The sequence below is a fragment of the Citrobacter sp. Cpo032 genome (assembly GCF_030332975.1).
In the GTDB taxonomy this organism is placed as follows: Bacteria; Pseudomonadota; Gammaproteobacteria; order Enterobacterales; family Enterobacteriaceae; genus Citrobacter; species Citrobacter portucalensis.
The window spans coordinates 259,082-282,094 of sequence record NZ_JAOWGU010000034.1; the positions used below are offsets into that span (position 1 = coordinate 259,082).

Genomic DNA, 23,013 nt, shown 5'->3' on the forward strand with positions numbered 1-23,013 from the left:
ATAGGGTTTCCTTCCGTGCGATGCGGAATTAAAAAGCGAGTCGAAAGAAAACCTTTTTAAATAATAACCGTGATAATTGTCCTTAAATAAGTCAGTTACGGCTGGCTATAGTGGGAAATGGTGTACTTGAGCCGGGTGTTATTTTTGCCGAGTTTTCTGGCAATATTGCTTTTGTACGCCCCGATGGTTTTTTCACTTTTTTGTGATGCCCCGGCGATTTGTGTCAGTGACCATCCTCGGGCAAGCATCATCATTACGTTGAATTCGTTTGCTGTGATCTTGTTGTGTAATGCTTTGATATTTTGTTGGTTATTGTTCTTTGTGATACGTGTAACGGCATGGTGTAGCCGATCAAGACTGGCATCTTGATCAAGAAACAGCATGTTCTTCCCACAAACGGTTTGAAAAAGAGTAAAAGTAGCTTCATCTGCCAAAACAATAATTTTGGTGACAGGTCGTAAAGCCATGTTGCGGATAATCCTGGCATATTTTAAAAAATCTGATTTGTCAGGATTAATGATGATGCAATCCGTTTCATAAGGAAGCATTTTGACAGCAGAGAGCGTCTGGGAGGAGTAATACGCGATATCAATATATAATGATGAGCCACGTAGGATTTCTCGCATGCCTAGCCAAGGGTAAATTGAGTCACCCAAAAAAATAGCCTTTGACATAACGATCTCCTTGAAATTTTGGTGCAAGCAGCCGCCTCTTTTTGTAGGTTAAAAAAGAGTTTCTTGCGACGCGTGAAATGTTAATTAAATCTCGTATTACGTTCTGTGTTGTGAACGTATCCTTATTAATTCCAGATTAAACAGATATTCTCTGTATTTATTAGAATCATTAACTATTCTTAAAGTAGATATTACACTTTGTTAAAATTTAAGATAAATCGTTTATTTCAGCTCTGCGTAAATGATTGATAGATTTCGCTTATGAATCGCATGAATAATGATTGAGTGGTTTCTATAAAGACAGGGTATTCCTATCTGTTTTGGAGGGAATTTACATGAAAAACATTATATTTCAGATGGATATCCGTTTTTCTTAATGGGCTTACTGGTTGGTAGGAGAATTCTTAATCAAGACCAGGACAAAGAGAAGGGGCGTCGAGGGGAAGAGAGAAATATCGCTAAATTTGCAGTTATTGACCTGAAACTCGAGTATCCAGGTTGATAATTCTTAGCGTTGTGATGTTTTTAGGGAATTATCCTATTTTTAGCTTTTTGTGCTTAATTTTAAAAACTCACTTGAAGAGGTTATTTTTTCTGATTGCTATTGCTGATAGGGCTTAGCCCGCCAACAGTTCCTGTTCAACCTGATGTACCTGCTGTTCCAGTGTATTGCGGATTTCCGTAAGCGCCCGTTGTTGATCGGAGAAGTAGGCTTCTTTATCTGTCACGGAGGTGGCAAGCCGCCAGGCGTTTTCGGCTTCCAGTTCGGTAATCTCTTTGAGCAGCGCGTTAATTTGTTCTCTGAGCTGCTGTATTTTGCTGCGTAAATGCTGCAAATCGTTCAATCGGTCACTGGCCATCATCGGTTCGAGGCCGCTTTGCAATTGAGTCAGTAGCGCCCGGACGGTGGCAAGATCGGCATTTTGGCGCGCCTGGTTAAGCTGCACCATCATCTGATGCGCTTTCTCTTTCAGATCATCGGCTACCACGTCCGGGTGGCAAAGACGACTGGCCTGCCGCCACAGGCGTTTTAACTCATTACGTTCATCAGAGGAAAGCCGCTGGTCACGGCTAAAACGATGCTGTGCATCCTGCTGCTGCTCCTGATATTCATCATATTCATGGCTGGCCTCTTCCTGTGCCTGACGGGTTGCGCTGTCGTCCTGGCGAGAAAAGTCGTTTTCCAGCTCACGAATCTCCGCCAGCAGGGCGGTAATCAGTTCAGTTTGCTGCTGAATACGTTGGCGTGTTTCCACCGATTCGCGCGAATCTGAATTCTGGTTCATCCAGTGCTGCTTGAGCCTGGCTAGTTGATCAACAGCCTGGGAAATATAGTGCTGACAGGATTGATAGTCTTTTTCCCGGCGTTTTCGCTCCGCTTCCTGTTTGCGCTGGGCACTGGCGGCGAGCTGTTTACGCAGTTCGAGAATGCGGCTCATCAGCGGTCCAAGACGAAGGTGATACAGATCGTTGAAATCATCGAGGATTTGAATGCGCGTGTTACGCTTATCGATCAGGTCACGCAACTGTGTTTCGAGTGCTTTGAGTTCCAGCTTACTGGCGGCAATGGCGGGATCCTGCCACGTAGAGACTGCCCGTTGAGATTGCAGCCAGGCTGAGATTTCCCGCAGGGCATCACCAAAGCGTCGTTCTTCGATCGCCTGCACAATGGTGCCAGGTACGACTGACAAAGGCTCATTTTTAAGATGCGCCACCTGCTGGAAAATAATCTCCTCATCTTCCAGTTCAATAGCGCTTTTGACGATTTCCAGTCGTTTGATGATCTTATTCATGACAGTCATTGCCTGGCTTGGCTAAAAAACGAGTGGCTGAAGTACAACAGGTTCACCCGTTTGAAAATGTTAGAAAAACAGTAAAGCGCATTCTGTGGCCTGCGATGCCTTTTCGTCCAGAATAATTCACTGTAATTATGAAAAACCGGAAGTCGCGCGCACCTGTCTGCATCTTCAAACCTCTGTTTCATGTTTTTTACTCTCGGGTAATTATTCTTGATTCAGTAAAGATAATGCGTATAGTTCTCATTCTCTTTTGTTATTAACTCCCTGTATTACTTCTGGTAAGGATCCCGACAATGAAAAAAACAACATCCGCGCTGGCATTGCTGATTGCTGCGGCGTTAAGCGGTTGTGCGGCGCATACCACGCCAGCCAGCAACGCCAGCGTTACGGAAAAAACAGCGCAACCTGCCGTCAGTGATGTGCAACAACGCGCGCTGGCGGATGGGTTATATGAAATGGCGCTTAGCCCGGCAGGGGATGCGTTGTACGTTGCCAGCGCCGAAGGATTTAAAGATGTGCAGGGCGGCGTGGTTTACAAGCTGGATCCAAAAACGCTTAAAACGCTCGGCTTGAGTCATACCGATATGAAAAACTTTGGTATGGCTATCTCGCCGGACGGTAAAACGGTGTATGTCACCAACTCATTGGATGGTGGCCTGAGCGCGCTGAATACCGCTGACGGCAAAGTGAAAAATCGCGTACTGTTCCCGGAACGTAACCCAGAAGGTTTCCCGTATGGTGCGCGGCAGGTGCTGCTGCATAACGGTTTGCTCTATATTGGTGCCGTGGCGGATCCGGCGGTGATTTGGGTGGTTGACGCTGAAACCCTGAAACAAAAAACCCGCATTAAAAATACGGGTAAATGGATGACCGGACTGCATTATTCAGAAGTGACGCAGCGAATTTATGCAGCTAACGGCGGCGGTGAAATTCTTGTTATCAACCCGCGTAATCAGCGCGTAGAAAAACGCTGGCAACCGCTGGGGGAACAACCTGCGCTGTTGCTGAATATGGCGGAGGACGCACAAACGGGTCGCCTGTTTGTCACCGACAACTCGAAAGCGAAGACTACCCTGGTGCTGGATATCCATACCGGTAAGCTGCTGAAAAAATTGGATGTGGGTGATTCGCTGGCGGTGAAATTTAACGCAAAACGCAACGAAATCTATATTACCCAGCGTGATTCAGGGAAATTGCTCAGCCTGAATGCGACCGATTACAGCGTGAAGAAAAGCTGGGATTTACCACCTAACCCTAACAGCTTGCTGCTCTCGGCGGATGGGCAAACCCTGTTTGTCACCGTGAAACAGAAATTTAATAAAGACCACTCTACGTCTGCGCCAGATAACGTGGTACGTATTGACCTGAATAAACAATAACAGCTCGCCTTCTTTCTATTGTTTTTCTCCCGAGCCTCGGTGCGTTGGGCAAGGAAGCCCGGCGTATCCAATCGATTGCGCCTTGCGACAACCAGGTTGAAATGTTAAAAGAAGCCCCTTCAATAAAAACCACACAGGGGAAGGGCGTGAAAAACGCGTCAACTGCATCTGACACCAGCGTGTCTGATGCCGCGTCGACGAACGAGCCGACGCTTCAACGAGGGTTGCAAAACCGCCATATTCAGTTAATTGCGCTGGGCGGCGCAATTGGTACCGGCCTGTTTTTGGGCATTGGCCCGGCTATTCAGATGGCGGGACCTGCGGTGTTACTGGGTTACGGCGTTGCCGGGATCATCGCTTTTTTGATTATGCGTCAACTGGGCGAAATGGTGGTCGAAGAACCCGTTTCCGGATCGTTTGCCCATTTTGCCTATAAATACTGGGGACCGTTCGCGGGTTTTCTGTCCGGCTGGAACTACTGGGTGATGTTTGTGCTGGTCGGCATGGCTGAACTGACAGCGGCAGGGATCTACATGCAGTACTGGTTGCCCGATGTTCCAACCTGGATTTGGGCCGCGGCATTCTTCGTGATCATCAACGCCGTCAATCTGGTCAACGTACGTCTGTATGGCGAAACGGAATTCTGGTTTGCGCTGATTAAAGTACTGGCCATTATCGGCATGATTGGTTTTGGCGTGTGGATGCTGTTTTCCGGTAACGGCGGGGAACATGCAAGCATCGATAACTTGTGGCGTTACAACGGCTTTTTTGCTACCGGCTGGAACGGATTAATTCTGTCGCTGGCAGTGATTATGTTCTCCTTTGGCGGGCTGGAGCTTATCGGGATTACTGCCGCGGAAGCGCAGGATCCACAGAAAAGCATTCCAAAGGCGGTAAACCAGGTGGTGTACCGTATTCTGCTGTTTTATATCGGTTCTCTGGTGGTGCTGTTGGCGCTGTACCCGTGGGTGGAAGTGAAATCCAACAGCAGCCCGTTCGTAATGATTTTCCATAATCTCGACAGCAACGTAGTGGCTTCTGCGCTGAACTTTGTCATCCTGGTGGCTTCGCTGTCGGTGTATAACAGTGGCGTCTACTCTAACAGCCGTATGCTATTTGGTCTCTCGGTTCAGGGTAACGCGCCGAAGTTCTTAACCCGCGTCAGCCGTCGCGGCGTACCGGTGAACTCACTGATCCTTTCCGGTGCTATTACGTCGCTGGTGGTACTCATCAACTATGTGCTGCCGCAAAAGGCCTTTAGCCTGCTGATGGCGCTGGTGGTGGCGACGCTGCTGCTGAACTGGATTATGATCTGCCTGGCACATCTGCGATTCCGGGCGGCGATGCGTCGTAAGGGACGTGACACGCAGTTTAAAGCGCTGCTGTATCCGGCAGGGAACTACCTGTGTATTGCTTTCCTTGGCATGATTCTGGTGCTGATGAGTACGATGGATGAGATGCGCCTGTCAGCTATCCTGCTGCCAGTGTGGATCCTGTTCCTGTTTGTTGCCTTCAAACTGCTGCGTCGTAAGTCCCGCTAAGTTTCTACCGATCTTGTTATTACCGATCCCATCGTCAGGGTGGGATCGGATCCTCACTCAACGTTTATCGTGACCGTTCTCGCAATTTTGCTGCTGCTGACAGGATCTTTATTTTGTAATCGATTACTTTTCTATTGAATCTAATTTGTAATCGATTACTTTTTAAGGATGGGGCAAAAAATGGTGTCAACAACCGAAAGTAGTGGAAAACAGAGCGTACAGTACCGGCTGCTGGTCCCCCGGCTGTCGCTAATGATGTTCTTACAGTTCTTTATCTGGGGAAGTTGGTCCGTCACGCTGGGGCTGGTGATGAGCCAGCACAACATGTCGCTGTTGATTGGCGATGCGTTCTCAGCCGGGCCCATTGCCTCTATTCTGTCGCCATTCGTCTTAGGGATGCTGGTAGACCGCTTTTTTGCCTCGCAAAAGGTGATGGCGGTGATGCACCTTGCTGGCGCGGCAATCCTGTGGTTTGTTCCGCAGGCATTGGTGGCGCAAAACGGTGCACTGTTGATTGGTCTGCTGTTTGGCTACACGTTGTGCTACATGCCAACGCTGGCGCTTACCAACAATATTGCTTTTCATAGCCTGTCGGATAAGGACAAAACCTTCCCGGTGGTGCGGGTGTTTGGCACCATTGGCTGGATTGTCGCGGGGATCTTTATCGGTGTAACCGGAATTTCGGACACCACCGGCATCTTTACGCTGGCGGCGATTATCTCTGTGATTCTGGCGCTCTACAGCCTGACGCTGCCCAACACGCCTGCACCGGCGAAAGGACTGCCGGTGAAAGTTCGTGATCTGTTTTGTGCGGATGCTTTTGCCTTACTCAAGGTCCGTCACTTTTTTGTCTTCTCGCTCTGCGCGACGCTTATCTCTGTACCGTTGGGAACCTATTACGCGTATACCGCGTCGTTTCTTGCTGATGCGGGCGTCGGCGACGTCAGTACGGCGATGTCGTTTGGTCAGATGTCTGAAATATTCTTCATGCTGGTGATCCCGTTCCTGTTCAGACGTTTGGGCGTGAAATACATGCTGTTAATCGGGATGTGCGCCTGGTTCGTGCGTTATGCCTTCTTTGCCCTCGGCATCAGCGAAGAGGGGCGATTCCTGCTGTATCTCGGCATTCTGCTGCACGGCGTTTGCTACGACTTTTTCTTCGTGGTCGGCTTTATTTACACCGATCGTATCGCCGGGGAAAAAGTAAAAGGTCAGGCGCAAAGCATGATCGTCATGTTTACCTATGGGATCGGTATGCTGCTGGGCTCGCAAATTTCAGGCGCACTTTACAACCGGCTGGTGGCGGGGCAAACCGTGCCTCAGGCGTGGACCACATTCTGGTGGATCCCGGCAGTCGCTGCCGCAGTGATTGCCGTGATTTTCCTTTTCTCTTTCAAGTATGACGACAAAGAGCAGGCGTAATTTTCAGGAGGGGTTATGAAAACCATCAAGGGGCCTGGCATTTTTCTGGCGCAATTTATCGGGGATCGCCCGCCATTTAACACCCTGGAAGGCGTGGCAAAATGGGCGGCGGAGTTGGGCTATAAGGCATTACAAATCCCGTGTAATCACAAGTCGCTGTTTGATGTCGAACAAGCTGCTGTAAGTCAGGCCTATTGTGATGATATTCGCGGGATGCTGGCCGGATATGGGTTAGTGATTAGCGAATTATCTACCCATCTTGAAGGTCAACTGGTTGCCGTCCATCCGGCTTACGATGACGCTTTTGACGGATTTGCTCCGCCGTCTGTACGCGCTAATCCGCAGGCCAGACAGGCGTGGGCCATCGAAACCCTACACCAGGCTGCTGCGGCTTCGCAAAGACTGGGGCTGACGGCACATGCCACGTTTTCAGGTTCGCTCACCTGGCCTTTCTTTTATCCGTGGCCACCGCATAATCGTCAGCGCTTTGAAGAGGCTTTTCTGGAGCTGGCGCGCCGCTGGAGACCGATTCTCGATCGCTTTGATCACCATGGGGTGGATGTTTGCTTTGAGATCCATCCCGGCGAAGATCTGCACGATGGCGTGACGTTCGAGCGTTTTCTTGCGCTGGTTGATAATCATCCTCGCTGCAACATTCTCTATGACCCGAGCCATCTGTTATTGCAGCAGATGGATTATCTTGGGTTTATCGATGTCTATCACTCGCGTATTAAAGCGTTCCACGTCAAGGACGCTGAGTACCATGCCAGTAGCCGCAGCGGTGTCTATGGCGGTTATCAGCCGTGGCTCGATCGCGCCGGGCGCTTCCGTTCTTTGGGGGACGGGCAGGTCGATTTCAAAACGATCTTCAGCAAGCTCACACAATATGATTTCCCTGGCTGGGCGGTGCTGGAATGGGAGTGTTGCCTGAAAGACGCGCAAACCGGGGCGCGTGAGGGGAGTGATTTTATACGGCGCCATATTATTCCGGTTTCTGCACGTGCATTTGATGATTTCGCCGCTGGCGATGAGGTACGCAAATGATACAGGTTGGCATTATTGGCAGCGGATTTATTGGGCCTGCACATATTGAGGCGTTGCGTCGACTCGGCGGTGTGAACGTGGTGGCGCTCTGTGATAGCTCACTGGCGGTTGCCCAGGAACGCGCAGATGCTCTTCATATTCCTCATGCCTACGGCAGCGTTGAAGCGCTGCTGGCGCATCCCGGACTGCAGGTAGTGCATAACTGTACACCGAATCATCTGCATGCCGACATCAATCGGCAGATTTTACGCGCGGGTCTGCACGTGTTTTCAGAAAAGCCGCTGTGTATGACGCCGGATGAGGCTCGTGAACTGGAAACGCTGGCACAGCAGGCTGGAGTGGTGCACGGCGTGAGCTTTGTCTATCGCCAGTTTGCAATGGTGCAGCAGGCGGCCAGTATGGTCAGAAGCGGCAGCGTGGGCAATCTGTTTGCCGTACAGGGGAGCTACCTGCAGGACTGGATGCTGCTGGAGACTGACTACAACTGGCGGGTCGATGCCGCACAGGGCGGCGATTCACGGGCGGTAGCGGATATCGGTTCGCACTGGTGTGATACGGTGCAATTCGTGACTGGAAAACGTATTGTCGAGGTGATGGCCGATTTGGCTATCGTCTGGCCGGTTCGTAAAGCCAGCATTGCCAGTAACGCCACGTTTGGCCAGCAAACGGCTGATGTGCAATTTGAGGATAAAGCGGTTACGACGGAAGATCGTGGATCGGTGCTGGTACGTTTTGATGATGGCAGCAAAGGCTGCTTTAGCGTTTCGCAAGTGAGTGCCGGGCGCAAGAATCACCTGAGCTTTGAAATTAACGGTAGCCACTGTTCACTGCACTGGGATCAGGAAACGCCGCAACAGCTTTGGGTCGGGCACCGTCAGCAGGCGAACCAGATCCTGACGGACGACCCAGGATTGATGAATGCTGATGTAGCTGCCAGTGCGCACTTTCCGGGTGGGCATATTGAGGGCTGGCCGGATGCGTTCAAGAATATGATGCAGCAGTTTTATCAGGCTGTGTTGGCAGGCAAAATGCCCGCGACGGCGGAGCGTCGATTTGCGTCTTTTTCTGATGGTGCGGATGTGATGTATATTATTGATGCAATTATAAAAAGCCATCAGCAGCAGCGTTGGATATCAGTACAGCGCTAAACACGCATCCGGTTCGCCAGTCGGCGATTTTATGGTAGCCTCAACGCAAAGCGTAAACCGCAGGATGTGTCGTCGTTATGTCTATTCAAAAAATCGCCCAGCTTGCCGGTGTGTCGGTGGCGACGGTATCGCGTGTGCTGAATCACAGTGATACCGTCAAAGCCAAAAATCGCGAGCGCGTGCTACAGGCTATTAAAGAAAGCAATTATCAGCCCAACCTGCTGGCGCGTCAGCTACGTACAGCGCGCAGCTCGATGATTCTGGTGATGGTTTCCAACATTGCCAACCCTTTTTGTGCAGAGGTTGTTAAAGGCATTGAAGAGGAGGCGGAGAAGAATGGCTATCGCATTTTACTGTGTAACTCCGGCTCGGATACAGCCCGCTCAAAATCGGCGTTGAAGCTCCTGTCGGGGAAAATTGTTGATGGCATTATCACCATGGATGCATTCTCAAAATTACCGGAACTGACTACGCTGATTGGCGATGCGCCCTGGGTTCAGTGCGCGGAATATGCTGACAAAGGCGCGGTTTCCTGCGTGGGGATTAACGATGTTGACGCCGCACAGTCGGTGATATCTCACCTGGTGGATAAGGGCTACCGACGAATTGCCTTAATCAATCATGACCTGAGTTATAAATATGCTCGTTTGCGCGAACGCGGCTATAAAGCGGCGCTGCATGCGCTGTCGCTTGAATATCAGGCTGTGGAATATGCCAGTGAATTAAGTTCCAGTGCAGGAATTGCGGCGATGAAAACACTACTTGCCGCAGAGGTGAAACCCGACGCGGTGTTTGCCGTATCGGACACGCTAGCCGCTGGTGCGATGCGCGCTATTTTCGATGCCGGATTACAGATCCCGCAGGATATCGCCGTTGTTGGTTTCGACGGTACGGAACTGGCAGAAATGGTTTCTCCACAGCTTTCGACCATTGAGCAGCCGTCACGGGATATAGGCCGCAAAGCGGTAGGATTATTGCTGAATAAAATAGAAAATCCTGACGCGCAGACGGAAAGGGTGATGATGGACTGGCGCTATATTTCACGCGCCAGTACCTGAGCTTTATCGCTGAAACGCGCCAGACAGAGCACGAATATCATTTCCGGTAGGCGACTGATGAATGCGCAAGCCAAACTCTTCAACTACGGCAAATATATGGTCGAAGATATCAGCCTGAATACTTTCATATTCCAGCCAGACCACCGTATTGGTAAAGGCATAAATTTCAATCGGTAAACCATGATCGTCTGGCGCAAGTTGGCGCACCATTAACGTCATATCTTTGCGAATACGCGGATGATGACGCAAATACTCGTTCAGATAAGCGCGGAAGGTACCAATATTGGTCATCCGGCGGTGATTCAACACCGATTCAGGCGCATCTAACTGCTGATTCCACTCGTCTATTTCCTGGTGACGTGTAGTTAAATACGGTTTCAGCAGGTGGGCTTTATGCAGCCGCTGACGCTCATCCTCATCAAGAAAATGGATGCTGGTGGCATCAATGCTGATGCTGCGTTTGATTCTCCGACCGCCTGAAGCCGACATTCCACTCCAGTTTTTAAAAGAGTCTGATACCAGTGACCAGGTGGGGATAGTGGTGATAGTGTTATCCCAGTTGCGCACTTTGACGGTGGTTAAGCCAATATCGATAACAGCACCGTCTGCACCGTATTTCGGCATTTCCAGCCAGTCGCCAAGCTTTAACATATCGTTGGCGGAGAGCTGTATTCCGGCCACCAGACCGAGAATAGGGTCTTTAAACACCAGCATTAACACGGCGGCCATTGCACCCAAACCGCTTATCAGTATTGCCGGTGACTGGCCAATCAGCAGGGAAATCATCAATATTCCGACGAGGATTGCGCTGATTAGCTTGATGCCCTGAAATATGCCTTTTAGCGGCAGTTGCGACGCAGCAGGGAGTTTTTGCGACAGATTGAGAATAACGTCCAGCAGAGAAAACAGTGACAGCAGGGCGTACATCATGATCCACAGCTGTGCGCAGTTCACCAATATTTCTGCAGCTTCGCTGCCTTTCTGTAGCCAGAGTGCGGCCTGTATATTGACAATGATACCCTGCAGGGTGAATGCCAGCCGGTGAAATAACTTGTTCTGCGTGATGATTTGTAGCCACAGGCGGGAGCTGGCGTTGGCGCGCTTTTCAAATGCGCGTAATACCACCCAGTGCAAAATAACGTGAACAATAATGGCGGTGATAAAAATAATGCCAAAAATCATCACCAGCGAGGTGGTGTGATTTATTTCAATGCCGAGTTCTTCTACCTGAGATATCAATTCCTGCATAATGTCTCCTTAATAAACAGCGGTCTATGATGACCGCTGTGCGGAGCTTATGCAAATGCGGAGGATTAGACTTCCGTCAGCGTCGTTTCCAGCGGCAGACGAGATTTCGGCAGCGCGGCGTTGAAATCTTCTACGCTGTGATGACCCACAGGAACCACCACTACGCTGGTGAAACCTTTTTCTTTCAGGCCAAATTCTGCATCCATGACTGCTGAATCAAAGCCTTCGATAGGCACAGCATCCAGGCCCATCGCCGCAACGCCCAGCAGGAAGTTACCGACGTTCAGATACACCTGTTTTGCCATCCAGTGGTTGTCATCTTTCAGTTCTTTGCGATGCATGTCGGCAAAGAAGGTGCGGCCTTTGTGGTTTGCGGCTTTCGCTTCAGGCGTGGCGAAACGACCATCGCTTTCTTCTTGATCCACCACGCGTTCCAGCCACGCATCGTCCATCGCCGTTTTGGCGCAGAACACCACGACGTGGGAAGCATCCAGCATTTTACGTTCGTTGAATACAAAGCCGCCAGCTGCGGATTTAGCCACACGCGCCTTACCTTCGTCAGTGCTGGCGACAATAAAGTGCCATGGCTGAGAGTTGGTGCTGGACGGGCTATACTGCAGCAGCGTTTTTAATTTTTCGGCCTGCTCAGCGGTCAGTTTTTTATTCGGATCAAATGCCTTAGTGGAGTAACGTTTTAAGGCGACAGAAACAATATCCATAACTACTCCTGGTGATTTTCCATACCCTGCGGGTGCGTTTTGTTTCAGCAGGGTACAGGGTTAGCAGGAAAAAGATAAGACAGGAAAATGCAAAAACACTTATCGGGGTTAGCGATAAATCAACTTGGACGCAGGCATTTTTGATCCCGCTTCGGCAAGCCATCGACGACGCGGTGCCAGGAATCATTCACCAGCTCTGCCAGTAATGACTCGGTAATATCGTCACCAGGATAGACTGAGATCCAGTGCTTTTTATTCATGTGATAACCGGGTTCAATGCTGGGGTAGATCTGTTGATTTAACAGTGATTTTTGCGGATCGGATTTCAGGTTAACCAGCGGGCGTCCGTGATGTTCAAACACCAGCATGAAAATCTTGCCGCCGACCTTGAACACGTCGTATTCCGGGCCAAAAGGCCAGCAGTGCTCGGTGAAAGGCAGTTCTAGCGCAAGGCGCTTTGCGCAGGCATGCAGTGTCTTTCCGTCCATTATTTTTCCTCGCGAGTCAGGGCGCGCCACATGGCTTCAAACCCCAGCGAAATGTATTCAGCAGCGCGGGCAGGATTGCGGGCAGCGAATTCCATGGTTGTTTCTGCAAGTGTTAAAAAAAGCCCGTCGCCAAAGGCGCGATACTCGTCCGACATAAATTCAGGTCGCACGGAGCGATGGCAAAGATCGCGCAGTTCCGGGAACATATTGTCAGCCTTCTGTTCTGTTTCTTTACTGATTTTCTCGCTGACGGCCAACTGGCGAATGGTGCGATGTCCGCAGGTATGATTCAGACCCCAGCTAATGTAGCTATTCCAGATGTAGTGAGTCATGGTTTTGGCATCGGTCACTGAGCGATCCAGATTTGCCATCATCGACTGGCAGAGATCGTGTTTTAAAAAGAGGTAAAGTTCGTTGATCAAATCATCTTTGGTCGCGAAATAGCGAAACAACGTTCCCTCCGCAACCCCTGCATTGCGCGCGATTACGGCGGTAGAGGCCGCAACACCTGATTGTGCAAATGCTGTGGTTGCAGCTTCCAGTAATGCCAATTTTTTGTCTTCACTCTTCGGACGAGCCACTACACTTTACCCTTAAGTCTGTAAAAAACATGATTGAATCACGGCCTTTGCAGCACCGCAACGGCGAATGTCAAAGATTGAAAATCATCTTGACGACGAACTTTCGATTTCTATAATGAGTGCTTACTCACTCATAATCAAGAGTCAGTCGCGCAAACCAGCGGAAAGGGGGCGCGTTTAAGGTCAGGATATGAAGCGTCTCACAGTTTGTGTGGTTGTTATTATGCTTATTGCCGCAGCTGCAAGTTTACCGTTTGTACTCAATGCCGGGTTTGGTCAGGCACCGCAAGGGGCACAACTGAGTCAGGTTGAACAGTCACCGCACTATCGTGATGGACAGTTTCATAACCAGGTGCCGACACCGGGCTATACCGGCAACAAAGGCATGCTGGCGGCATGGTGGGAGTTTCTGGTCGCTAAGCGTGAAAATGCACGACCAGCACAACCGTTACCTATGGTCGCGACCGATCTCGCCGGGCTTTCGCCGCAGCAGGATACCCTGGTCTGGCTGGGCCATTCTTCGTGGTATTTACAGCTGGCGGGTCAACGAATCCTGATTGATCCGGTGTTCAGCAATTATGCCGCACCGTTTTCGTTCCTGAACAAGGCCTTTGCCGGTGATTATCCATGGACTGCGCAGACGATGCCGGAGATAGACCTGCTCATCATCTCGCACGATCACTATGACCATCTGGATCTCGCCACTATCAAGGCGCTAATGCCGAAAATTAAGCGGGTGATTACGCCGCTCGGCGTCGGGTCGCATCTGCGTTACTGGGGGATGCGCAGCGAGATAATCGAAGAACGGGACTGGAATCAGTCCGTCAGAGTGACGGATTCGCTGATCGTTCATGTGCTGCCTGCTCGTCATTTCTCGGGACGCGGTATCAAACGCAACCAAACGCTATGGGCGAGCTTCATGTTCGAAACGCCGGAGCAGAACGTTTATTACAGCGGCGATTCCGGCTATGGACCGCATTTTAAAGCCATCGGCGAACAGTTTGGCTCTGTCGATTTGGCGATTATGGAGAACGGTCAGTATGACCAGGACTGGAAGTTTATTCACATGATGCCGGAAGAGACGGCTCAGGCCGCGGCAGATCTGCATGCGAAAGCCGTGTTGCCAGGGCATGCCGGCCGTTTCGTTCTGGCGAAACATACCTGGGATGATCCTTACAAACGACTGGCGCTTGCCAGCCGTCATCAGGATTACCGACTGCTGACGCCAATGCTGGGTGAACCGGTAATACTGTCCGAACCGGACCAACCGTTTACGGCCTGGTGGCAACAGGTGACACAATGAATACAGGGGAGAGCATGATGACGATTTCTGCTCAGGTAATTGATACGATTGTTGAATGGATTGATGATAATTTGAATCAGCCATTGCGCATTGATGATATTGCACGCCATGCGGGATATTCCAAATGGCACCTGCAGCGTCTTTTTATGCAGTACAAAGGGGAAAGTCTTGGGCGTTACATCCGCGAGCGCAAGCTGCTGCTGGCGGCGCGCGATCTACGCGATACCGACCAGAAAGTGTACGACATCTGTTTGAAATACGGATTCGATTCGCAGCAGACCTTTACGCGTATTTTCACCCGTACGTTCAGCCAGCCGCCGGGAGCTTATCGTAAAGAAAATCATAGCCGAACGCATTAACAGCAGAGGGTTCTCGCGGGCCTAATCCGCCAGCGAGAACCAGCGCCGCCAGATGAAGCGCAGCACCAAATATTCAATCACGCCCAGCAGTAAAAACCACAGGCAAAACAGCAAAGTATAAAACTGGTTGAGATCCATCAGATGAAAAATGGCGACGAGTTTTTGTGCCAGCACCAGGCCAAGTGAGGGGGCGGGTAGCAGCAGGCAAGACAAAAAAGCCAGTAGCAGGATCCCTGCGACAGTCATCAGTGATTCAAGCGGGTGTTTCATGGCATTGTTAAACTTGAGTTAAAAAACCATTGTCCGGGATCTCTGCGGACAACGCAAATCCCACGCTTACAACCCCGCCCAAATCTCACAATGCTTTTTCACCAGACCACTCAACGATCCCCCTTCCGCCACGAAATCACGCATATTCTGTGCTTCATCATGACCATTTTTAACCTGCAGATGTATAGCTTCAATCGCGCTGGTTGCGCCTACTTTATCTGCAGAGGTAGCGATATTCTCCAGTAGTCGCAATGTGTCTTCTGACAGGCGGCAGCCGTCGCCGGTATTGACGTCGGTGACGATTCCCGCCATACCAAAGCGACAGGCCTGAAAACGATTGAATTTATACAACAGGTAATCACGCTCCTGGTGCTTGAACGGGCGTTTGGTGAGTAACCAGTGGGCGGTAGCCTGAATAAGTCCTGCCATATTGACCGCATGATCAAGGGTCAGCGGTGTATCCATTACCCGAACCTCTACCGTGCCAAAGTGCGGGCTGGGGCGGATATCCCAGTGTAAATCTTTAATGCTATCAATCATGCTGGTGTAAGCCAGTCGACGGAATAGCCCCTCGAATTCCTGCCAGTTATTCACCCATGGCATCGGGCCATTATCGGGAAATCCGGAGAATATATTCAGTCGCGCGCAGGCAAACCGCGTGTCGGAGGTCTGCATATAGGGTGAGGCGGCCGAGAGCGCAATAAAATGGGGAACAAATCGCGACAGGCCATGTAGCAGGTAAATGGCATCGTCGCCGTTTGCGCAGCCGATATGCACATGCTGGCCAAACACCGTCGCCTGCTGGATAAGATAGCCAAAATTTTCCAGGTTGCGCCGATAGCGTTCGTCATCGCAGACTTCCTGACGCTGCCATTTTTGAAATGGATGTGTGCCACCGCCACAAATGGCGAGGTGATGCTCTGCAGCAACTCGCATAATTATCTGCTGCATAGCGGACAATTCAGCATCAGCCTGGTCGATATTGCGGCAAACTCCGGTCGCCATCTCCAGCATACTTTCGGTGATATCGTGCTTCACTTCTCCGGCGGTGAGCTGCGGTTTTACGGCATCAATCAGCCGGGAGGAGTCCTGACTCAGGTCGTAACCTGGCGGATTGACCACCTGCATTTCCAGTTCAATGCCTAACGTAAAAGGGTCGGAAACATGAAAATCGGGTAGTGGCATAAGGCTCTCTTCCGCGTTGATTTTTAATCAGTATAGAAGGACTGCTGATTTTCTGTTCGTCGTCAAAATCACCCTTATGACGCTTTGAAGGTGTAATGGCCGGTGTTATAACTATTTTTTACTTCGCTACTGGGGTTGAATCGTGCCGGAAATAAATCTTTATGGGCAGACCGTCGGCGATGTCGTGCCGGACTGGAATGGCGCTGCCGTACTGCCACGGGAAACGCTGATAGGGCAATATTGTCGACTGGTTCCCCTGGATGCCGACAGCCATGCCGCCGATCTGTTTGATGCCTACGCGCAGGCGCCGGACGATCGCGACTGGACCTGGCTTGCAAGCTCTCGCCCCACAAGCGTCGAGGCCGCAGCTTGCTGGGTGCAGGGGAAAGTTACTGATGCATCTCTGGTTCCCTATGCCGTCATTGAACAGCGTTCAGGACGAGCTGTCGGACTGGTGTGCTTTATGGCGATTGAACGAGAGCACGGTTCGGTCGAAATTGGTCATGTGACCTGGTCACCGCGTATGAAAAATACGGTTCTCGGCACCGAAAGCATCTGGCTGCTGTTACGCCAGGCATTTGCGTTGGGCTATCGTCGCGTGGAGTGGAAATGCGATTCTCTGAACACCGCTTCTCGACGGGCAGCGGAACGCCTTGGGTTTATCTTCGAAGGTCGCTTTCGCCAGAAGATTGTGCGCAAGGGGCGTAATCGCGACAGCGACTGGTTATCAATGATTGATAGCGAATGGCCCCAGTGTGACGCCGTGTTACAGCGCTGGTTGGCCGCAGAGAACTTTGATGAAAACGGACGGCAACGCCAGTCGATGGCAGAGTGCTTTTCCTGTGAGACAGCCAACGCTGAGACTGTGCAGATGCAACAGCAAGGTTATCAACAGCGCTGGCAACAGGAACACGGCTCGCTGACGCAAACACCGCCCGCGCTTCTGGCTGATTTACTCGCCGCACAACCTCGCAATCCCAACCTTTGCTACGACACGCTCAGCTCAAGAGCAGGGTTAGCAGCACTGACAAAAGCAAATGTGTCCACCTCAGAACCGATGGCGGCGATTATCAATACGGAAGTGGATACCGGAGAGCGTCGCATCCCGGTACGGATTTATCGCCCGGCACTGACCGGAGAGCCGAAGGTGGTGCTGTTTATCCATGGTGGTGGGCATCTGAGCGGTTCCGTGGAAGTGTATGACCCGGTTGCCCGTCATCTGGCGATGGCGACAGGGAATATCGTTGTGTCGGTTGATTATCGACTTGCGCCAGAAAACCCGTATCCGGCTGGTCTTTCCGATGCTAAAGCCGTAATAGAAAACGTCTGGTCGCTGCTCGAAAGTCAGCATATTCCTTACACTTGCCAACTCACGCTTATCGGCGACAGCGGTGGCGGTGCATTTAGTGCGACGCTGGCGGCCTACTTTTCCCGCGAGCAGCCAGGATTTATTCATCGCCTGGTGCTGATTTATCCGAGCCTGGACTACACGCTGAACTGGCCGTCGGTGCAGGAGAACGGCGCAGGAAAGCTACTGGATGAAAGCAAAATACGCTGGTATTTTCAGCAATATTTCCGCAATGGAGAAGATCGTAAACAGACGTCTCCGCTTTACCTGCCGTTGAGCCAGGATTTTCCACCCACTCTGGTAGTCAGTGGTGGGTTGGATCCTTTACGGGATGAGAATTTTGCTTTTGTCGCCAGACTGCAAGCTGAGAGGATACCCGTACAGCATGTTCACTTTCCTGGGATGACGCATGCTTATCTGATGCTGGAGGATAAAGTCCCGCAGGAAGCAAAAGCCACCTATCTGGCGATTGGTGACTTTGTTCGCGATTAGCGCCCGCACTCAGTCGTGGCTGCGGGCGGATTTATCATGATTGCTGACTCGCTAAGGTGTTTGCCAGCGCGTACGCTCAACGGCGCTTTGCCACTCGTGCCAGCGTTTTTGCAATCGACCGTGACGCTCTGCGTTTGGCTGAAATGATATGTGGTCGGGCAAAAAATGGCGTAGCTGAGCGGTTTCTGTACCGAGCAGCGCCTTGCGTGCCAGCAGCCCGGCGCCAATGGCTGAAAGCTCGGGAATGTCGCTGCGCATCACCGGGCAACCCAGCAGATCGGACTGGTACTGCATCAGCCAATCATTTTTTGTTGGCCCGCCATCAACCATCAGCGCGCTGAGGCTGAAACCGCTGTGCTGGTGCATCGCTTGCACCACATCGGCAATTTGATAGGTAATAGACTCCAGCGCGGCGCGCACCAGATGCGCGCGTTTCACGCCGCGGCTGAGGCCATGAATTAACCCCCGGGCGCTTTCATCCCACCAGGGGGCGCCCAGCCCGGTAAGTGCCGGAACAAAATAGACGCCCAGCGTCGAGTCGACCGTGGCGGGCAGAGTATTGAGTTCATGTAACAGTTGCTCCTCCGGCAGTTCGCTTAAGCCGGTACTGTCGGCCATCCAGGCCACAGCATCGCCGGTATGGGGAATATTGCCTTCCAGACCATAGACCCGGGTATCGCCATCATGCCAGGCAATAGTTGTTGCCAGCGCATTCACCGCAGACTGCGTTGAAGATACCGGAGCCATCACCGATGAGCCGGTGCCATAGGTCGCTTTAACACAACCTTCAGCACCTAGCCCGTGGGCAAAGAGCGCGGCATGAGAATCGCCAATCATCGCCAGAATGGGGATCCCATCGGGGATGGTCGCCAGACCTTTCGTCACGCCAAAATGATGACTGGAAGGGCAAACTTCTGGCAGCGCCTGTTGCGGGATACCAAACAGCGCCAGCATCTCGCTATCCCATTGGCCGCTATGTAGATTGAGCAACTGCGTGCGCGAAGCGTTGGAGGCGTCACAACGAAACGCCGCACCGCCGGTAAGATTCCACAGTAACCAGCTATCGATAGTGCCGAGGCAAATTTCGCCTTGCTGCGCGAGCGCCATTCCGTTGGGGACGGACTCCAGAAGCCAGCGCATTTTAGAGGCGGAAAAGAGCGGGGCGACGGGCAATCCGGTGATGGATTTTATTTTCGCCTCATGACCTTGCTCGCGCAACGCCCGGCAAAAGTCAGCCGTGCGCGAGCATTGCCAGGTAATGGCGGGGCCGAGCGGACGCCCGCTTGCGCGATACCAGCCGATTGCCGTTTCTCGCTGATTACTGATCGCCAGCGCCGCCACCCGCTGCGTACCTACGGCGGCAACTGCTTGCGCCATTACAGCCAGAGAGGCCTCCAGCAGCGCGTCGCCGGACTGTTCAACCCAGCCTTCGCGAGGCGTGTGGATCGCCAGCGCGCGGGAGAACTTCGCGACCACATTTCCCCGACCGTCCAGCGCAACGGCTTTGGCATTGGTGGTGCCTTCATCAAGCGCAATAATAATGTCTTTCGTTGCTGACATCGTTTTCTCCAGCCTCTCTGTTTCCCTGAGTATTAGCGATGGAACAACGTATCCACCCCGAGATAGCGGGTGAAGGCTTCATGCAGCACCTCGGCGCTGGCGGAATGGTTCATTGCCACGTGATGTTCAAAACCGTTACGACAGATCCACGCCAGTAAATTCTCCAGATGCGGCACCTGGATTACTGCACGACAGCCAACCGTATCCAGCGGATCGTCTACCGATTGGCCTTCTCCGACGTACGCTTTGATTTCACCGGTTAAATCGTCGGTGCTCAGGCGGAAATAGGTCAGTGTGCCGCTTTTCATGCGTCCATGTACCGCACCGCAGGTGTTCTCTTTCCCAACGGTGGTACCGATGATGTCCGCTGTGCCCATTTTGGGGCTCTCCAGACTGGCTGATGCAAAGTTTCCGCAGTGAAAAAGCACACATTTATCACGATCGTCGCCGAAATTGTTATTCCAGTCGGCAATGGAAGCCGGGCTTAAATTACTGCTGGCGAGGGCGTACATTGACAGCGCGCCCATCACATCCACTTCGCATGCGCTGGGCATTAACTGCCCGGACATCACGCTCATGATTGAGCATACGTTGATGCCTAAATTTTCCTGCAGCGAAGTCCAGCACTGGATCGCAGTGGTATCTATATCGTTAGCGATGACCCATTCGCTGATGACGACAAACAGTTTTGCCATTGTGACGAGTTTGTCGGCGGGAATGGCGCTGGCATCGGCGTTATCCAGCAGCAGACGACGTTTTTCATCCACACGGATATCGTCATCGCGCAGACATTTGATGCGGGTAAAGACTTCAGACAGATCCAGCGTTTCAACGGCGATACCCAGTCTTTCGAGTAATTTTTCGCTGTAGCGAACGGTATTGAATCCAGCCGGGCGAGCACCGATAGCGCCGACGCGTACGCCACGCATGCTGCTGACAACACGGCAAATCTGTTCGAAACGTTTCAGATCCTGAGCAAAAACCTCACCGGCCAGATCGCAGACATGCTGGGTGGTGAGCGTAAATGGAATGCCATATTGACGCAGGTTATTGCACAGGGAGATTTTTCCACAGAAGCTGTCACGGCGGGTGGCAAGCCCCATTTTATCAAGGTTATCTTCCTGCGCCTGAACCAGTACCGGGACATTCAGGCCAGACAGGCGCAGCGTTTCCGCTATTGCTTTTTCATCGCCAAAGTTCGGCAACAGCACGACCACGCCGTGAATGTCGTCGCGGTGAGCGCGGAAAAGTTCGGCGCACACTTTCGCATCCTGGCGGGTTTCTACCCCACCGAGTTCCGTTTGCGTATCGTCGAGCATAATGGTTTTAATGCCCAGTCGTGCAAAGAGTACGCTGGCTTGTTCGCGGGCTTCAGCAACCAGATAGCTTGGGAAAAATCCCCGATTGCCAATAATCACCGCCATGGTCAACTGTTGAGGAATTCGTGACATCGCTTTCTCCAGTAAGTGTTCTGTTGTTATTGTTTTATCGTGTGGTGCTGCAACAGCGCGGCGGCGTTTTTCACGACGCCAGCGGCGTCAATTTCGTGGCGGGCACGTGTTGCCGCGCGATCGGCCGCGATAGCATATTGACCATCGCCAATGCCGAGTCGGCGCAGCGGAATGGCACAGCCAGCTTCTGCCAGTACCTCGGCCACCAGGCTTCCCACGCCGCCATTAATGTTATGCTCTTCCACACTGACCACGGCCTTGCAGTGGGCTAAGGCCGCCAACAGTTGTTGGGTATTGCAGGGACGAATTGACGGTACACTGATTACGCTTGCATCAATACCCGCCTGTTCCAGCACTGTGGCAGCCTCGACAATTTCATGGACGGTTGAGCCCATCGCGACCAGAGCGACATCTTTTCCTTTCCGCAGAATATCGATATTACCCGGAGTGAACTGGTAATTTTCGTCGTGTAGTTCCGGTAAGGCTTTTCCGTCGAGGCGAACATAAACCGGGCCGACGTGGCTTAAGGCATAGTCGATAATCTGCCGGCATTCCACTGGGCAGGACGGGGCGTAAATTTCAATATTGCCAAAACCGCGCAGAACGGAAATGTCATCAATACTGTGATGTGTGCTGGCGAGGGGGCCGTAGCTGGCGCCCGCGTTCAGGCCGATCAGCTTCACGTTGGTGTTGTTGTAGCAAATGTCGACTTTGATTTGCTCATTGGCCCGCGAAATAAGGAACGGTGCAGCGTTACAGGTGACGGCGATTTTGCCCCCCAGCGCCAGGCCGGCGGCGGCGCCAACCAGCGTCTGTTCGGCGATACCCACGTTGACCAGACGACCGGGAAATTCCTTCATAAACGGGGCGATTTTCGCCGTAGACGTGGAGTCAGCAACGACGGGTACAACGTCCATTCCGCGCTCGACTGCGGCAATTAAGGTATTCACCATCACGGTGGCGAGGTGTTCACTATTACGCATCTTTCAGTTCCTCCAGCGCCAGTTCAACTTCTTCCCCTTTTGGCACGCGGTGGTGCCATTCCGGGCGGCCTTGAATAAAGGAGATCCCGGCCCCTTTGGTGGTGTGGGCAATGACGACGTGCGGTTTACCTTCCGGGGTTAACCCTTCCAGCGTGCGCACCACATCACTCATATCATTACCGCGGCACTCTGTGACCTGCATACCGAAGGCGCGCCATTTCTCATCCAATGGATCGGTGTTCATGATCTCTTTGGTTGCGCCGGCAAGTTGGAGGTTATTTTTGTCGTTGATGATAATCAGGTTATCCAGCTTGTAGTGGGCGGCGACCAGTGCGGCTTCCCAGTTGCTTCCTTCTGCCAGTTCACCATCACCGGTAACGACAAACACCCGGCGCTTGCTGTTGTTACGTTTAGCTGCCAGCGCAATGCCCACGGCGACCGGCAGACCGTGACCGAGCGCTCCGGTATTCAGTTCGATCCCAGGCGTTTTGTGTTTCACCGGATGACCCGGCAGGTGTGAATCGGCGTGCTGATAGGTCGCCAGCCAGTCCACGGGAATAAAACCAGCCTCAGCCAGCACGCAGTAGTAACCGCCCACTGCATGACCTTTCGACTGGATGTAGATGTCGCGCTCATCGCTTGCTATAAGCTCTGGTGAGCAATTCAGGATGCGAAAATAGAGTGCTGTCAGCAGTTCGACCTGCGACAGGTCAGCGCCGGTATGTCCCCCCGCCGGGCTTTCTGCATTCAACACGATAATGCGACGACGTACCGCACGTGCTTTCTTGACTAGCTCTGGTATTGAGAGCGAAAACGGATTCATAAGACACCTCTTGAATGTTTAATCCTTAGTGAATAAATATTCCATGTGGGTGCAGTAGTGCAACTGTCTCGCTATCCACTGCGTAATATGCAGCTAAAACAGTTGGTCGTTATCGGTTAGAATAAATATTCACTACTG

The 23,013-nt window shown here is 51.9% G+C and carries 20 protein-coding genes and 2 pseudogenes; 10 read left to right on the forward strand and 12 right to left on the reverse strand.

All coding sequences use genetic code 11. The annotated features are described in order from the left end of the window. Window positions 1-95 precede the first annotated feature (95 nt). Together OGY33_RS03225 and OGY33_RS03230 are read right to left on the reverse strand one after the other, a co-directional pair. Complete coding sequence (locus OGY33_RS03225) at window positions 96-674, reverse strand: helix-turn-helix transcriptional regulator (RefSeq protein WP_008784033.1); 579 nt, start codon at window positions 672-674, stop codon at window positions 96-98. Window positions 675-1,291: 617 nt separating this feature from the next. After that, window positions 1,292-2,467 (reverse strand): coiled-coil domain-containing protein, encoded by a 1,176-nt coding sequence (locus OGY33_RS03230; RefSeq protein WP_008784034.1) that lies wholly within the window; start codon window positions 2,465-2,467, stop codon window positions 1,292-1,294. Window positions 2,468-2,766: 299 nt separating this feature from the next. On the opposite strand from OGY33_RS03230, the gene OGY33_RS03235 reads away from it, so the two are divergent. From OGY33_RS03235 to OGY33_RS03260, 6 genes are all read left to right on the forward strand, one after another. Next, window positions 2,767-3,852, forward strand: a complete 1,086-nt coding sequence (locus OGY33_RS03235; RefSeq protein WP_048214740.1) for a YncE family protein — start codon at window positions 2,767-2,769, stop codon at window positions 3,850-3,852. A 146-nt stretch (window positions 3,853-3,998) separates the two neighbouring features. Beyond that, on the forward strand, window positions 3,999-5,393 hold the full coding sequence (gene pheP / locus OGY33_RS03240; RefSeq protein WP_191238777.1) for a phenylalanine transporter: 1,395 nt from the start codon (window positions 3,999-4,001) through the stop codon (window positions 5,391-5,393). A gap of 180 nt (window positions 5,394-5,573) precedes the next feature. Further along, window positions 5,574-6,815, forward strand: a complete 1,242-nt coding sequence (locus OGY33_RS03245) for an MFS transporter (RefSeq protein ID WP_003835691.1) — start codon at window positions 5,574-5,576, stop codon at window positions 6,813-6,815. Between the two features lie 15 nt (window positions 6,816-6,830). Further along, entirely contained in the window at window positions 6,831-7,859 is a 1,029-nt protein-coding gene (locus tag OGY33_RS03250) for a sugar phosphate isomerase/epimerase family protein (protein WP_048226170.1), read from the forward strand. Beyond that, the gene (locus tag OGY33_RS03255) at window positions 7,856-9,007 is read left to right on the forward strand and encodes a Gfo/Idh/MocA family protein (protein WP_048214738.1); all 1,152 of its coding nucleotides are present in this window, start codon (window positions 7,856-7,858) and stop codon (window positions 9,005-9,007) included. Before OGY33_RS03250 ends, OGY33_RS03255 begins: the two co-directional genes overlap by 4 nt. Window positions 9,008-9,084: 77 nt before the next feature. Further along, window positions 9,085-10,065, forward strand: coding sequence for a LacI family DNA-binding transcriptional regulator (locus tag OGY33_RS03260; protein ID WP_003831159.1), 981 nt, complete (start codon window positions 9,085-9,087; stop codon window positions 10,063-10,065). Window positions 10,066-10,068: 3 nt separating this feature from the next. Here OGY33_RS03260 and OGY33_RS03265 read toward each other — a convergent pair whose 3' ends face one another. The 4 genes from OGY33_RS03265 to OGY33_RS03280 form a co-directional block, all read right to left on the reverse strand. Continuing rightward, window positions 10,069-11,313, reverse strand: a complete 1,245-nt coding sequence (locus OGY33_RS03265) for a mechanosensitive ion channel family protein (RefSeq protein WP_153753592.1) — start codon at window positions 11,311-11,313, stop codon at window positions 10,069-10,071. A gap of 65 nt (window positions 11,314-11,378) precedes the next feature. Next, a complete protein-coding gene (gene nfsB / locus OGY33_RS03270) occupies window positions 11,379-12,032 on the reverse strand; it encodes an oxygen-insensitive NAD(P)H nitroreductase (protein WP_048214736.1) in 654 nt (217 codons plus the stop codon). Between the two features lie 119 nt (window positions 12,033-12,151). Beyond that, the gene (locus tag OGY33_RS03275) at window positions 12,152-12,520 is read right to left on the reverse strand and encodes an MmcQ/YjbR family DNA-binding protein (protein ID WP_191238776.1); all 369 of its coding nucleotides are present in this window, start codon (window positions 12,518-12,520) and stop codon (window positions 12,152-12,154) included. Beyond that, entirely contained in the window at window positions 12,520-13,101 is a 582-nt protein-coding gene (locus OGY33_RS03280) for a TetR/AcrR family transcriptional regulator (RefSeq protein ID WP_191238775.1), read from the reverse strand. The genes OGY33_RS03275 and OGY33_RS03280 overlap by 1 nt, the downstream gene beginning before the upstream one ends. Window positions 13,102-13,291: 190 nt before the next feature. Between OGY33_RS03280 and OGY33_RS03285 the strand changes: the two genes are divergently transcribed. Both OGY33_RS03285 and OGY33_RS03290 read left to right on the forward strand, forming a co-directional pair. Further along, entirely contained in the window at window positions 13,292-14,404 is a 1,113-nt protein-coding gene (locus tag OGY33_RS03285) for an MBL fold metallo-hydrolase (RefSeq protein WP_008784042.1), read from the forward strand. A gap of 17 nt (window positions 14,405-14,421) precedes the next feature. Further along, window positions 14,422-14,763: a RamA family antibiotic efflux transcriptional regulator gene (locus tag OGY33_RS03290; RefSeq protein WP_003021996.1), complete on the forward strand. Its 342-nt coding sequence runs from the start codon at window positions 14,422-14,424 to the stop codon at window positions 14,761-14,763. A gap of 21 nt (window positions 14,764-14,784) precedes the next feature. On the opposite strand, the gene OGY33_RS03295 is transcribed toward OGY33_RS03290, so the two are convergent. Both OGY33_RS03295 and OGY33_RS03300 read right to left on the reverse strand, forming a co-directional pair. Beyond that, window positions 14,785-15,033 (reverse strand): DUF1158 domain-containing protein, encoded by a 249-nt coding sequence (locus OGY33_RS03295; protein WP_008784044.1) that lies wholly within the window; start codon window positions 15,031-15,033, stop codon window positions 14,785-14,787. Window positions 15,034-15,099: 66 nt separating this feature from the next. Then, window positions 15,100-16,218 carry a YbdK family carboxylate-amine ligase gene (locus tag OGY33_RS03300; protein WP_008784045.1) on the reverse strand — a complete coding sequence of 373 codons (1,119 nt, stop codon included), beginning with the start codon at window positions 16,216-16,218 and terminating at the stop codon, window positions 15,100-15,102. A 142-nt stretch (window positions 16,219-16,360) separates the two neighbouring features. Here OGY33_RS03300 and OGY33_RS03305 point away from each other — a divergent pair. Together OGY33_RS03305 and OGY33_RS03310 are read left to right on the forward strand one after the other, a co-directional pair. Next, window positions 16,361-17,050 (forward strand): annotated as a pseudogene (locus tag OGY33_RS03305) (GNAT family N-acetyltransferase); the annotation flags it as partial. 294 nt (window positions 17,051-17,344) lie between these two features. After that, window positions 17,345-18,058, forward strand: a pseudogene (locus tag OGY33_RS03310) (alpha/beta hydrolase); the annotation flags it as partial. 51 nt (window positions 18,059-18,109) lie between these two features. On the opposite strand, the gene OGY33_RS03315 reads toward OGY33_RS03310, so the two are convergent. The 4 genes from OGY33_RS03315 to OGY33_RS03330 are packed head-to-tail and all read right to left on the reverse strand — an operon-like array spanning window position 18,110 to window position 22,875. Then, complete coding sequence (locus OGY33_RS03315) at window positions 18,110-19,618, reverse strand: FGGY family carbohydrate kinase (protein ID WP_048214730.1); 1,509 nt, start codon at window positions 19,616-19,618, stop codon at window positions 18,110-18,112. Window positions 19,619-19,650: 32 nt separating this feature from the next. Further along, on the reverse strand, window positions 19,651-21,069 hold the full coding sequence (locus OGY33_RS03320; RefSeq protein WP_032942637.1) for an L-fucose/L-arabinose isomerase family protein: 1,419 nt from the start codon (window positions 21,067-21,069) through the stop codon (window positions 19,651-19,653). Between the two features lie 26 nt (window positions 21,070-21,095). Then, a complete protein-coding gene (locus OGY33_RS03325) occupies window positions 21,096-22,052 on the reverse strand; it encodes a transketolase family protein (protein ID WP_191238773.1) in 957 nt (318 codons plus the stop codon). Then, on the reverse strand, window positions 22,045-22,875 hold the full coding sequence (locus OGY33_RS03330) for a transketolase (RefSeq protein WP_032942640.1): 831 nt from the start codon (window positions 22,873-22,875) through the stop codon (window positions 22,045-22,047). Before OGY33_RS03330 ends, OGY33_RS03325 begins: the two co-directional genes overlap by 8 nt. Window positions 22,876-23,013 lie beyond the last annotated feature (138 nt).

Coding starts and splice junctions, on each gene's coding strand:
- nfsB (WP_048214736.1), bottom strand. CDS start 12,032: ATGGATATTGTTTCTGTCGCCTTAAAACGTTACTCCACTAAGGCATTT.
- OGY33_RS03290 (WP_003021996.1), top strand. CDS start 14,422: ATGACGATTTCTGCTCAGGTAATTGATACGATTGTTGAATGGATTGAT.
- OGY33_RS03315 (WP_048214730.1), bottom strand. CDS start 19,618: ATGTCAGCAACGAAAGACATTATTATTGCGCTTGATGAAGGCACCACC.
- OGY33_RS03295 (WP_008784044.1), bottom strand. CDS start 15,033: ATGAAACACCCGCTTGAATCACTGATGACTGTCGCAGGGATCCTGCTA.
- OGY33_RS03255 (WP_048214738.1), top strand. CDS start 7,856: ATGATACAGGTTGGCATTATTGGCAGCGGATTTATTGGGCCTGCACAT.
- OGY33_RS03300 (WP_008784045.1), bottom strand. CDS start 16,218: ATGCCACTACCCGATTTTCATGTTTCCGACCCTTTTACGTTAGGCATT.
- OGY33_RS03330 (WP_032942640.1), bottom strand. CDS start 22,875: ATGAATCCGTTTTCGCTCTCAATACCAGAGCTAGTCAAGAAAGCACGT.
- OGY33_RS03285 (WP_008784042.1), top strand. CDS start 13,292: ATGAAGCGTCTCACAGTTTGTGTGGTTGTTATTATGCTTATTGCCGCA.
- OGY33_RS03245 (WP_003835691.1), top strand. CDS start 5,574: ATGGTGTCAACAACCGAAAGTAGTGGAAAACAGAGCGTACAGTACCGG.
- OGY33_RS03325 (WP_191238773.1), bottom strand. CDS start 22,052: ATGCGTAATAGTGAACACCTCGCCACCGTGATGGTGAATACCTTAATT.
- OGY33_RS03320 (WP_032942637.1), bottom strand. CDS start 21,069: ATGTCACGAATTCCTCAACAGTTGACCATGGCGGTGATTATTGGCAAT.
- OGY33_RS03275 (WP_191238776.1), bottom strand. CDS start 12,520: ATGGACGGAAAGACACTGCATGCCTGCGCAAAGCGCCTTGCGCTAGAA.
- OGY33_RS03265 (WP_153753592.1), bottom strand. CDS start 11,313: ATGCAGGAATTGATATCTCAGGTAGAAGAACTCGGCATTGAAATAAAT.
- OGY33_RS03260 (WP_003831159.1), top strand. CDS start 9,085: ATGTCTATTCAAAAAATCGCCCAGCTTGCCGGTGTGTCGGTGGCGACG.
- OGY33_RS03230 (WP_008784034.1), bottom strand. CDS start 2,467: ATGAATAAGATCATCAAACGACTGGAAATCGTCAAAAGCGCTATTGAA.
- OGY33_RS03225 (WP_008784033.1), bottom strand. CDS start 674: ATGTCAAAGGCTATTTTTTTGGGTGACTCAATTTACCCTTGGCTAGGC.
- OGY33_RS03235 (WP_048214740.1), top strand. CDS start 2,767: ATGAAAAAAACAACATCCGCGCTGGCATTGCTGATTGCTGCGGCGTTA.
- OGY33_RS03250 (WP_048226170.1), top strand. CDS start 6,831: ATGAAAACCATCAAGGGGCCTGGCATTTTTCTGGCGCAATTTATCGGG.